General features: G+C 68.1%; 11 protein-coding genes. 9 read left to right on the top strand and 2 right to left on the bottom strand.

What is annotated here, in order from left to right; translation table 11 throughout:
* Window positions 1–418: 418 nt before the first annotated feature.
* From ACRDNQ_RS03705 to ACRDNQ_RS03675, 7 genes are all read left to right on the top strand, one after another.
* Window positions 419–1306, top strand: a complete 888-nt coding sequence (locus ACRDNQ_RS03705; protein WP_431827279.1) for an ASCH domain-containing protein — start codon at window positions 419–421, stop codon at window positions 1304–1306.
* Between the two features lie 447 nt (window positions 1307–1753).
* Window positions 1754–3490: an AMP-binding protein gene (locus ACRDNQ_RS03700; RefSeq protein ID WP_431827278.1), complete on the top strand. Its 1737-nt coding sequence runs from the start codon at window positions 1754–1756 to the stop codon at window positions 3488–3490.
* Between the two features lie 15 nt (window positions 3491–3505).
* Window positions 3506–4405 (top strand): bile acid:sodium symporter family protein, encoded by a 900-nt coding sequence (locus ACRDNQ_RS03695; protein WP_431827277.1) that lies wholly within the window; start codon window positions 3506–3508, stop codon window positions 4403–4405.
* A gap of 218 nt (window positions 4406–4623) precedes the next feature.
* Window positions 4624–5946, top strand: a complete 1323-nt coding sequence (locus tag ACRDNQ_RS03690; RefSeq protein ID WP_431827276.1) for an MFS transporter — start codon at window positions 4624–4626, stop codon at window positions 5944–5946.
* A 78-nt stretch (window positions 5947–6024) separates the two neighbouring features.
* Window positions 6025–6492 (top strand): hypothetical protein, encoded by a 468-nt coding sequence (locus ACRDNQ_RS03685; protein ID WP_431827275.1) that lies wholly within the window; start codon window positions 6025–6027, stop codon window positions 6490–6492.
* Window positions 6493–6655: 163 nt separating this feature from the next.
* Window positions 6656–6802, top strand: coding sequence for a hypothetical protein (locus ACRDNQ_RS03680; RefSeq protein ID WP_431827274.1), 147 nt, complete (start codon window positions 6656–6658; stop codon window positions 6800–6802).
* A 64-nt stretch (window positions 6803–6866) separates the two neighbouring features.
* On the top strand, window positions 6867–7208 hold the full coding sequence (locus ACRDNQ_RS03675; RefSeq protein ID WP_431827273.1) for a TfoX/Sxy family DNA transformation protein: 342 nt from the start codon (window positions 6867–6869) through the stop codon (window positions 7206–7208).
* 7 nt (window positions 7209–7215) lie between these two features.
* Here ACRDNQ_RS03675 and ACRDNQ_RS03670 read toward each other — a convergent pair whose 3' ends face one another.
* Complete coding sequence (locus ACRDNQ_RS03670; protein WP_431827272.1) at window positions 7216–7788, bottom strand: HdeD family acid-resistance protein; 573 nt, start codon at window positions 7786–7788, stop codon at window positions 7216–7218.
* Between the two features lie 361 nt (window positions 7789–8149).
* On the opposite strand from ACRDNQ_RS03670, the gene ACRDNQ_RS03665 reads away from it, so the two are divergent.
* Window positions 8150–9220 (top strand): AI-2E family transporter, encoded by a 1071-nt coding sequence (locus ACRDNQ_RS03665; protein ID WP_431827271.1) that lies wholly within the window; start codon window positions 8150–8152, stop codon window positions 9218–9220.
* 70 nt (window positions 9221–9290) lie between these two features.
* Here ACRDNQ_RS03665 and ndk read toward each other — a convergent pair whose 3' ends face one another.
* Window positions 9291–9713 carry a nucleoside-diphosphate kinase gene (gene ndk, locus ACRDNQ_RS03660; protein WP_431827270.1) on the bottom strand — a complete coding sequence of 141 codons (423 nt, stop codon included), beginning with the start codon at window positions 9711–9713 and terminating at the stop codon, window positions 9291–9293.
* A 165-nt stretch (window positions 9714–9878) separates the two neighbouring features.
* Here ndk and ACRDNQ_RS03655 point away from each other — a divergent pair, with 165 nt between their 5' ends.
* Window positions 9879–11726 (top strand): ABC-F family ATP-binding cassette domain-containing protein, encoded by a 1848-nt coding sequence (locus tag ACRDNQ_RS03655; protein WP_431827269.1) that lies wholly within the window; start codon window positions 9879–9881, stop codon window positions 11724–11726.

Below are 11726 nucleotides of genomic sequence, written 5' to 3'. Positions count from 1 at the left end.
TCGACCCGGATAGCGGGTGAACGGCGAATAACCGCCAGCATGTCGCGCATCATCGGGCCAGCTGCAGCCAGCTTGGCCACCTGGAGAATAATGGCACAGACGTTGCGAACCGGAGCGACGTCGTTCGTATTGGATTGAACTGTGGGTCACCGCGTTCTGCTCCCCGGACGCCATCACGGAAGGGATGTCGTTTGAAAGGGCAGAGCCGGGCGATCATCGAACGGGCTATCCATGGTTCTCATGCACAAAATGCGGAGCAACCTTACCGCCCACATGGAGTAATGGCCTCGGCTCTCAGTCTTCAGGCTTGTTGGCAGTGTTCAAATGGTGCGAGGCATTCTCTTGCTCGACTCGGTCAAGACCGGTCATCACTTTCAGGGCGCAGTCAGGTCACCAGAAACAAGGGACATTCTCCGTCATGGCCGTAACCAAAGGTCTGATCATCGCGGAGCCGTGGATCGGGCACATTCTCTCCGGCGAGAAGACGTGGGAGATGCGGTCGCAGGGCACGTCGTATCGCGGCTGGTTCGGTCTCATCGCGAAGGGCTCGGGCGCTGTGCAGGGGATTGCTCGCCTCGTCGATGTCGGTGAGGCTCTGACACCCGACGAAATGCTCGAGACGGAGGCCCTCCACCGGATTCCCGGCGCGATGATCCGCTCAGGCGAGGTCACGAAATGGACCGTGCCGTGGAAGCTCGCCGACGTCTTCCTGCTTCCGGAACCCGTGCCCTATCGTCACAACCCGGGCGCCGTGATCTGGGTGGAGCTTGACCGGGAAGCGCAAGAAGCATTGGCCGATGCGATACTGGAGATGGACCTGCCCGCCCTCCTCGAAGAGGCCACGACGCCGCGCTCCGCGCCCGCTCGGGAGATGACGCGAAGCCGCCCTCCCCGCCTGGCACAACGCACAGGGGTGTCCTTTCTCGACCGTGCCGCGCTGAGCGAGGAGCCGGCCGGCGCCGGGGGACAAATTTCAGGTGTCGACCGTGTGATCGGGCGGACGGTGCTCTCGGACGGCAACCTTCGCAACGCCCACTTCTACCTGCGAGAGCTTGTTGCAGCTTTCCCAGCAGATGCCGTCGGGGGTTCGAACGCTGCGAGCAGCGCTCCCGGGACGGTCACCATCGACTGGGGAGGGGCGATGCCCGCGATCACCGACATCGACGGCACGAAAAGGATCTTCCGGAGCCGCGGCTGGATCCGCACCTTCTTCGAGAGGACCGGCGCGCGTGCGGGCGATACCGTGGTGATCGAACAGACGGGCGCGCGATCCTATCGCGTCCGGCTCGAGCGCGGGGACATCTGACTGCTGCCGCCCCGCACCGGGACCGGATCCCCTGCCCTTGTCGGGCGCGGGCATTAGAGCAATTGCCTTCCTGGCACAGATGGTGTCTCGTGACGTGGCAAAACCGGGAGTCGCGCAGGAGTCGGCGACAAACCGCGCAGCAATTTCAAGGACTTGGGCCGTCCGCTCCGGCCCCTACCGCCGGAGCCAAAATCCCCCTGACCGACCGTTCCAATGCGCGCCGCGCGGCGCGCTGCCCTTGATTTGGCGGCGGGCCTGACGGCAGGACGCAGCGTCCCGCAACGAATTCATCTGCAAGGACTGGACTTCGGACCCGGACGACAGCATCGTCACGCAACACTCGGATCAAGGGGTCCGTGCGCAGGTCCGCGCCAAGGCGCGCACCCTGCCCAACATCCCGGCCCGATGGGGAAGGTCAGCGTCGCAAAGAACGCGCAGGGAGGAGCGATGAACCGCGTGCAAGAACCGCCGCGCCCGTGGCTGGCGTCCTACGGCACGTCCATCCCGCAGGACCTTCCCGAGCCGCGCCATCGCAGCCTTGCGGACCTGGTGCAGGCGGCCTGCGCCGGCAACGGCGACCGCACCGCCTTCACCTGCGTCGTGCCCAACGGCATGAATGGAAGCCTGACCTACGCCCAGGTGAGCGAGATGTCGGACGCCTTCGCCGCCTACCTTCATCGCGACTGCGGCCTGCGGGCGGGCGACCGTGTCGCGGTGCAGTTGCCCAATGGCCTTGCCTACCCGGTGGTGGCCTTCGGCGTCGCCAAGGCCGGCTGCGTTCTGGTCAACACCAACCCGCTCTACACCGCAAGCGAGATGATCCACCAGTTCAACGACTCGGGCGCGAAAGTCCTGGTCCTGGTGGACATGTTCGCCGACAAGCTGGCCGAGGTGGTGCCGAAGACCGGCATCGGCACCGTGGTCCTTGCGGGCGTGCCCGAGTTCTTTCCCCGTGTGCCCCGGAGCGTGGTGCGTGGCGTCCAGAAATACTGGAACAAGGTCCTGCCGCCGGTGCCCCAGCTCGAGGTGGCGACGCTGCGCCTTGGGGACGCCCTGTCCAAGGGCCGCGCGCACAGGATCGACGTGCGCGAGATGTGGGCGGCGACAGGCCCCGATGATCTGGCGCTTCTGCAATACACCGGCGGCACGACCGGCGTGGCGAAGGGCGCGATGCTGACCCATGGCAACATCCTGGCCAATCTCGAACAGGTGAAGGCGGTCTCGGGCGGGATGCTGAGGCGCGACGACCAGGTGCTGACGGCGCTGCCGCTGTATCACATCTTCGCCTTCACGGTGAACCTGATCACCTTCTTCGACCTCGGCGCGCGCAACATCCTGGTCCCCTCGCCCCGGCCGGTGCAGAACCTGCAACGCGCGATCGAGAACTACCCGATCACCTGCATCACCGGGGTGAACACGCTGTTCAACGGCCTGATGAACGAGGAATGGTTCGCCGCCTACCCGCCGCGGCACCTGCGCGCGGCGCTGGCCGGGGGAACCGCCCTGCACGAGGCCGTGGCCACGCGCTGGCGCGTGATGACCGGCACCCAGATCGCCGAAGGCTATGGCCTGACCGAGACCTCGCCGCTCGTCAGCTTCAACCCGCTCGACGACCGGGCGCGGCCGGGCAGCATCGGGGTTCCGGTGCCGGGCTGCGACGTGCTTCTGGTCGACGACGACGGCAAGCCCGTGCCGCCGGGGGCGCCGGGCGAACTGATCGTGCGTGGCCGGCAGGTGATGAAGGGCTACTGGCAGCGCGAGGGCGACACCGCGGCCACGATCGAGAACGGCTGGCTGCACACCGGCGACGTCGCGGTGATGGACGACGACGGCTTCCTGCGCATCGTCGACCGCAAGAAGGACCTTGTCCTCGTCTCAGGCTTCAACGTCTATCCCAACGAGGTCGAGGCCGCCCTGGCCCGGATGGAAGCCGTGCTCGAGGCCGCCGTCGTCGCCATTCCCGATGCCCGCTCGGGCGAGGCCGTGCGCGCCTATGTGGTGAAGAATCCCGATCACCCGGGCGAGCTGACCAAGGACGACATCCAGCGCCACTGCAGGACGCTGCTTGCCGACTACAAGGTGCCCAAGTCCGTCGTCTTTCGCGATGCCCTGCCGAAGTCGCCGATCGGAAAGATCCTGCGCAAGGACCTTAAGGCCGAGGTGCGTGCCGAATTCTCTGCCTGACCGAGAGGACCAGCGATGCTGACCGAGCTTGAGACGACGCTTCTGGGCATCATGATGATGGTGATCATGCTGGGTATGGGGGCCTCCATGACCTGGCGCGACTTCCTGATCGCGTTCCGCAAGCCCAAGGGCATCCTGGTCGGGCTTCTGTCGCAATACATGGTGATGCCCTTTCTCGGCTACGCGCTGGCGGTGCTTCTGGGCCTGCCGCCGGCCATGGCGGTGGGGCTGATCCTGATCGCCTGCATGCCCGGCGGCACGACCAGCAACATCTTCGCCTATTTCTCGAAGGGGGTGCTGGCGCTGTCGATCATGATGACGACCGTGTCGACCCTTGTCGCCGTGGTCATGGTGCCGCTGCTGCTGGGCTTCTACAGCGGTCTTGCCGGGGTGGCGGGCGACTACGTCATTCCCGCCGGCAATGTGGCACAGGTGCTGGTCGTCCTGCTGGTGCCGACGGTTCTGGGGATGATCCTGCGCAAGCTGAACGCCAACGTCGGCGCCACGGTCGAGCTGGTGGGCTCGCTTCTGGGGGTGACGGTGATCCTGTTCCTCATCGTGACCTGGGTGCCGCGCAACTACCAGATGCTGCTCGATACGCCGGCCCCGGTCTATCTGGCGGCGATCGGAATCGGTCTCACGGGGATGCTGCTGGGCTACTGGCTGGCGCGCGCCCTGCGGCAGGACCGCAACCGCGCGCGCACGATCAGCCTCGAGACCGGCATCCAGAACGGCCCGCTCGCGGCGCTGATCGTGACGCTGACCTTCACCGGCGTCCAGCAGCAGGAGGTGCTGTTCATCCCGATCCTCTACAGTCTCTTCATCGTGATCAACTCGTCGCTGATCACGGTCTGGTATCGCCGCACCGCCACGGCCGAGGCGCTGGCGCGCGACGCCGCGAAGGTGGCGGCTTGACCCCACCCGTGGCGTGCAGAGGCCGCGCCTGACGGAAAGTGCGGCCGACGGTCGGACCCGCGGGGGAAGACCCTGCACCGCCCCCCCGACTCATGTAAGCTAGGGCGACAAGGCGATCCGGAGCGCAAGGCGCATGGACATCCCAGACCGAACCCGTGCTTTCCCGGCGACCAAAGACGCGGCCCCCCTGCCCTTGGCGTTCTGCCTTTTCTGACGCCATGCTTGCCATCCTCGCCAACCGCACCTACCGGCATCTCTTCGCGGCCCAGGTCATCGCGCTGATCGGCACGGGGCTGGCCACTGTCGCGCTTGGCCTTCTGGCCTGGGACATCGCGGGCAAGGACGCGGGCCTTGTCCTTGGCACGGCGCTTGCGATCAAGATGGTGGCCTATGTCACGCTTGCCCCCGTCGCGTCGGCCCTGGCCGACCGGGTGCCGCGCCGCGCGATGCTGGTGACGCTCGACCTGATCCGGGCGACGGTCGCCCTCGCCCTGCCCTTCGTGACCGAGGTCTGGCACGTCTACGTCCTGATCTTCCTGTTGCAGGCGGCCTCGGCCGGCTTCACGCCGACCTTCCAGGCCACGATCCCCGACGTCCTGCCGGACGAGGCCGACTATACCCGCGCCCTGTCGCTGTCGCGGCTGGCCTATGACCTTGAAAGCCTGGTCTCGCCGATGCTGGCGGCCGCGCTTCTGACGGTGGTGAGTTTCCCTGTCCTCTTCGGAGGCACGGTGGTCGGGTTCCTTGCCTCGGCGGTGCTGGTCCTGACCGTGACGCTGCCCTCGCCGCGACCGCGGACCGCGCGCGGCATCCGGGACCGCGCGACCCGCGGCATCCGCATCTACCTTGCCACCCCGCGCCTGCGCGGGCTTCTGGCGCTGAACCTGTGCGTGGCGGCGGCGGGCGCGATGGTGATCGTGAACACGGTCGTGCTGGTGAAGGCCCGCCTCGGGCTGGGCGAGGCAGAGGTGGCTCTGGCGCTTGCGGCCTTCGGCGGCGGCTCGATGGTGGCGGCGCTGCTTCTGCCGCGGCTTCTCGACCGCGTGCCCGACCGGCGGGCGATGCTGGCGGGCGGTACGATCCTTGCGCTGGGGATGCTCGGCGGCCCCCTTGCCGGAAACCTGCCGGGGCTGATGGCGCTCTGGGTCGCGGTGGGCTTCGGCTACAGCCTGACCCAGACCCCGTCGGGCCGCCTTCTGCGCCGCTCGGCCCAGCCCGAGGACCGGCCTGCCCTCTTCGCCGCGCAGTTCTCGCTCAGCCACGCCTGCTGGCTTTTCACCTATCCGCTGGCCGGCCTGCTTGGCGCGCGCGCCGGCCTTGACGCAGGCTTTCTCGTCATGGCGGCGCTGGCGGGCGCCGGGGTGATCCTCGCCGCGCGGGTCTGGCCCGCGGCCGCGCCCGACCGCCTGCCGCATCTGCATCCCGACCTGCCCGCCGACCATCCCCATCTTCGCGCACACGGCGTGACCGGCCACAGCCACGACCTTGTCATCGACGATCTGCATCCGGTCTGGCCGCATCCCGACCGGCGCACCGCTTGAGGCACCTCCACCGAAGGCACTGGCCATCCCGCCACCCCCGACGCTAGACTTGCATCACCCTTCGCCGGAGACCGCCCCATGCTGACCTTGTCCCGCCGTGTTGCCGCCCGCCTTGCGTTTGGCCTTGCGGTTTTGTCCCTGCCGTTCGCGGCCCCAGCGCAGGACGCGGTGTCGCTGTCCACGCTTCCGACGCTGGCGGACACGGGCCCAGACTTCTGCAGCGTCCTGAGGCAACAGAAGGCCGCCGGGCTGACCGACGAGACCCGCGCCCAACTGTCCGCCGAGCTTGCCCGGCGCGGCGGCTTCAACGCCGCCGACCGCCGCGTGCTGGCGCGGCCGGGCGTCGACGTGGGCTTCGGGATGAGCCTTCAGGGCCTGCGCTGCGCCCTCGGCCCGCAGGTCCGCGTGGTCAAGGTCTGGCGCTACGGCAACCGCCAGACCTGGCAGGTCGAGCTTTTCCCGGACTTCCCGCGCTACAACATCGGCTTCGCCTACATGCAGGGCGGCCTCGACGCGGCCTCGATGCGGGTGGCCAGCCTGATCTAGGAGCAGGTGCCGCCCGGGCCGCGCGGCCATGTCCGGAAATGGTCACGGTGCTGCGCGCCCGACGCCACGTCATCACCACGGTTTCGTGATCCGATCTTCAGACCGGGCGGGGTCGTTCCGACCTTCGTCCCCGGGGGCCTCTGCCCACGGAAAGGAGATCGCCATGGCTGACAAGGAAGACGATCCGGACGATATCCAGGCGCGCCGCGACGCCGACGCCCGGACCCCGCGCGACAAGGTCGCACCCCGGCGCGACCCGCAGGACGCGCCGAAGGCGCCGCCGGCGTACCGCGACTGGGCCAGCATCTGACGCGGCGCGGCCGGTCCTTGAGGCCGGTCTTTCGCGGGCGCCCGGGTGGCGCTAGACATCGGGCATGACCGACCGCGTGTCCTCGATCCGCAATATCGGCCCCGCGATGGAGGCCGAGTTCGCCCGCGCCGGCATCGCCACGGCGGACGACCTGCGCGCGCTGGGCACCGATGCCGCCTATGCGCGGCTTCTGCAGGCCGGCGTGCGCCCGCATTTCATCGCCTACTACGTGATCGAGATGGGCCTACAGGGCCGGCCCTGGAACGACTGCAAGGGCAAGGAGAAAGAGGCACTGCGCCGCCGCTTCGATGCGCTTGTCGCAGCCCACTTCGACCCGCGCCAGGCGGAACTCGAGAAGGCGCTGGACGAGATCGGCATCCTGCCGCGACGCCGGCCAGCGCCCTGAGACGCACCTACTTGCGCGACTGGATCACCATCATCACCAGCGCCGCGCCCTCGGCCACGAGGTGGAAGCCGACAAGGAACCCGATCAGCCACAGCGAGACCGCCGGGTTGAACAGAAGGTAGAGCCCGATCGCGACGCCCAGGATCCCGCTCAGAAGGACAAGGCCCCAGTTCGGCAGGGGCCGCACGGTCAGCGACAGCGCAACCTTCGCGGTGCCTTCGACCATGAAATAGACGATTAGCAGCAGCACCAGCGCGCCCAGCGCCAGGCCGGGATTGCGGATCAGCAGCACCCCCACCACAACGGACAGCGCCGCCGAGATCAGCGACAGCCAGAACCCCGGCGACCGCGCCGCAGCAAGCAGGCTGATCAGGTGGACGATCCCGTTGGCGATCAGGATCCAGCCCAGAACCAGCGTCACGGCCAGCGTCGTGAACAGCGGAAAGACCAGCGCGACGACCCCCGCGACGACCATCAGGATCGCCTGGATCGTGAACAGGATTCGGTGCTTCGAGATCGCCTCGAGCGTGGCCTTTCGCACGGCGGCGACGGCCTCGTCATAGGTGATGGGGTCGGACATGGCGTCTGCTCCGTTCAGAGTACGGGACATGGATTCGGCGCCGGTCCGCAGGGGTGCGCGGCGTGGACCGGGGCCGCTGGTCCTCCGCGCAGCCTAGTGACGATTCGCGCCGCCCACAACTCGGGCGGTCACCACGGGCTCGGGGCCGTGGCCTGACGGCCATGTGCCCCGGTCCCCGCGCGTTCCGACCTGACGAAGGACGACGGCCCGTCTTCGGCGCGAGCGGCCGCGAATGCCTTGCAGTGCGCGCCCGGGCCGGTCACTCTGCGGCGCGGGATCGCTGGGGAAAGGACGCCGGCATGGCCACAGGATGGAACGCGAAGCGGCACGGCGATGGCCGGCGCGGCGCAGGGTCCGCGCCGTGACCTTGCCCCCCCAACCGCTGGTGTCGGTCGCGCTTGGCGTGCTGGCCACGCTTGCGGTCCTGGGGCTGCTTCATGTCGGCAGTTCGGTCTTCGCCCCCTTCGCCTTCGCGCTGCTGCTTCTGGCCCTGACGGCCCCGATAATGGCCGCGCTCGAAGTGCGTCTGGGGCGCGTTCCGGCCTTTATCGTAACGCTTGTGGTGACGATCGTGGTGGTCTTCCTGTTCGCCAGCCTTGCCCTTTGGGCCGGACGGGGAATTGCCGGTTGGATCACCGCCAACATCGACCGTCTGGCAGCCGCCTACCGCGCGCTCGACGACGCGCTGTCGGATCTCAACCTGCGCTTCGACGCGCTTCTGCCCGACCGGTTCGAGGCACGCTGGATCCTTGGCCCACTCACCACGACGCTGTCGAGGCTGCAGTCCTTCGGCGGCTTCGCGATCCTGGTGCTGACCTTCTTCGCCCTTGGCCTGCTCGAGATCGGGCCGATGACCCGACGCCTTGCCCGGATCGAGGCGCGCCAGCCCACCCTGCGCCTGCGCGCCATCGTTCGCGAAATCGCGGGAAAGATCCGCTTCAACCTGGGGCTCTGGGCAGTCGTCGGGCTGGCGGACGCGACGCTGTGCTACCTGTTGTTCCGCCTGATCGGCCTTGATCAGCCCTTCGCCTGGGCGATCCTGATCTACGTGCTGAACTTCATCCCCTTCCTTGGCCCGCTGATCGTCGCGGTGCTGCTGACGGCCTTCGCCGCCGCGCAGTTCGGCAATCTGGGGATGGTGCTGCTGGCGACGGGGGGAACCTCGCTGGTCAACTTCGTGATGGGCAGCTACGTGCAACCGCTAATCGCCGGGCGCGCGATCGCGATCTCGCCCATCCTGCTTCTCTTCTCGGTGCTGTTCTGGGCGCTGATCTGGGGTCTTGCCGGGGCGTTCCTCGGCGTCTCGATGACCATCGCGATCCTCACGATCTGTCGTGCGACGCCCGCGCTGCGCTGGATCGCGGACCTGTTCATGGACGTCGGCCAGCCCGAGACCGGCCTGCGATCGGACCCGGCCGCGCGCGACGGCTGACCTCGTCCCGGAACGCGAAACGCCGGCCACGAGGGCCGGCGTTTCCAGACACCTGCGGGATGCGGCGGCGTCAGCCGACCATCTCGATCCCGGCAAAGAAATAGGCGATCTCGACCGCCGCCGTCTCGGGCGCGTCCGAGCCGTGCACCGAGTTCTCGCCGACGCTCTCGGCGAACTCGGCGCGGATCGTGCCGGCGGCGGCGTTGGCCGGGTTCGTGGCGCCCATCACTTCCCGGTTCTTCGCGATCGCGTCCTCGCCTTCCAGAACCTGAACGACGACCGGCCCCGACGCCATGAACTCGCACAGCTCGTCATAGAACGGACGGTCCTTGTGGACTTCATAGAACTTGCCCGCCTGCGCCTTGGTCAGGTGGATGCGCTTCTGCGCGACGATGCGCAGGCCGGCTTCCTCGAACTTGGCGTTGATCTTGCCGGTCAGGTTGCGCTTGGTCGCGTCGGGTTTGATGATCGAAAGCGTGCGTTCGGTCGCCATGGTCGTCTGCCTCTTGATGCAAAGGCGGCGCGCACGATGCCCGCCGCCCAAATCCGGCGTCCGCCTAGCACGGCCTGCCCCGGATGGAAAGCCTTGCGGCGCGGCGCCGTCCGCCCGCTTTCCCAGCCCCTTCCGCCGCCCCGCCCGATCGGCTAAGCCCCGCCCATGCTTCGGATCGACGACATCCGCTATTCGGTCGAAGGCCGCCCCCTGTTCGAGGGCGCCACAGCCACGATTCCGACCGGACACAAGGTCGGCCTTGTCGGGCGCAACGGCACCGGCAAGACCACGCTCTTCCGCCTGATCCGGGGCGAACTGGCGCTGGAAGGCGGCAGCATCTCCCTGCCGCCGCGGGCCCGCATCGGCGGCGTCGCGCAGGAGGTGCCCGCCTCGGCCACCTCGCTTCTCGACACGGTGCTTGCCGCCGACACCGAGCGCGCGTCCCTTCTGGCCGAGGCCGAGACCGCCGTGGACCCGCACCGCATCGCCGAGATCCAGACGCGCCTTGCCGACATCGACGCCTGGTCGGCCGAAGGCCGCGCCGCGACGATCCTGAAGGGCCTGGGCTTCACCGAGGACGAACAGCGCCTGCCCTGTTCGGCCTTCTCGGGCGGATGGCGGATGCGGGTCGCGCTGGCGGGCGTCCTTTTCGCGCAACCCGACCTGCTGCTTCTGGACGAGCCCACCAACTACCTCGACCTCGAGGGCGCGCTCTGGCTGGAAAGCTACCTTGCGCGCTATCCGCACACCGTCATCGTCATCAGCCACGATCGCGGGCTTCTCAACCGCGCCGTCACCTCGATCCTGCACCTCGAGGACCGCAAGCTGACCTACTACCAGGGCGGCTACGACACCTTCGCCGAAACCCGCGCCGCCCGCCTGGCCGTGGCCGAGGCCGAGCGCCGCAAGCAGGACGCCCGCCGCGCGCATCTGCAAAGCTTCGTCGACCGCTTCCGCGCCAAGGCCTCGAAGGCGGTTCAGGCGCAGTCGCGGCTGAAGATGATCGCCCGACTGAAGCCGATCAACACGCCGCAGGAGGCCGCGCTGCGCGCCTTCAGCTTTCCCCAGCCCGAAGAGCTGTCGCCGCCCATCGTCGCGATGGAAAGCGCCAGCGTGGGCTATGGCGACACGCCGGTGCTCAGGAAGCTCGACCTGCGCATCGACCAGGATGACCGGATCGCCCTTCTTGGCCGAAATGGCGAAGGAAAATCCACCCTCTCCAAGCTGATATCCGGCAAACTTCACCCGATGGGCGGGCGTATCACCCGCGCCTCGAAGCTGCGCATCGGCTATTTCGCCCAGCACCAGCTGGATGAACTTCACGCCGACGAGACCCCGCTGGACCATATCCGTCGCCGCCGCCCGGACGAATCGCCGGCCAAACTGCGCGCGCGCCTGGCGGGCTTCGGTATCGGGGCCGCGCAGGCCGACACGGTGGCCGCGCGGCTTTCAGGCGGGCAGAAGGCGCGGCTGTCGCTGCTTCTGGCCACGCTCGACGCGCCGCATCTGCTGATCCTCGACGAACCGACCAACCATCTCGACATGGAAAGCCGCGAGGCGCTGGTCGAGGCGCTGACCGTCTATTCCGGCGCCGTGGTCATCGTGAGCCACGACATGCACCTTCTCAGCCTTGTCGCCGACCGGCTCTGGCTGGTGAAGGACGGCCGCGTGACCCCCTACGAGGGCGACCTCGAGGCCTACCGAGGCATGCTTCTCGACACGCCCGCGCCGAAAGCCGAAGAGAAGCCGAAACCGAAGGCCGCGACCCGCGACGAACTCAAGGCGCTGCGCGCCGAGGTCGCCGCCTGCGAGGCCCGCGTCGCCAAGATCGAGGCGATGCGCGAAAAACTTGCCCAGAAACTTGCGGACCCTGCTATGTATGAGCCAGAGCGCCTGGGCGAGACCGAGGTCTGGCAACGCAAGTATGCCGAGGTCATGGAAGGTCTCGACCGGGCGGAAACCCTTTGGGTTGCCGCGGTCGAACGGCTCGACCGTGCGCAAGCGGCGGAATGA

Origin of the sequence: Saliniferula longa (genome assembly GCF_050789285.1) — a bacterium.
Classification (GTDB): Bacteria; Pseudomonadota; Alphaproteobacteria; order Rhodobacterales; family Rhodobacteraceae; genus CAVPWP01.
This window is presented reverse-complemented; position numbering and strand designations above follow the sequence as displayed.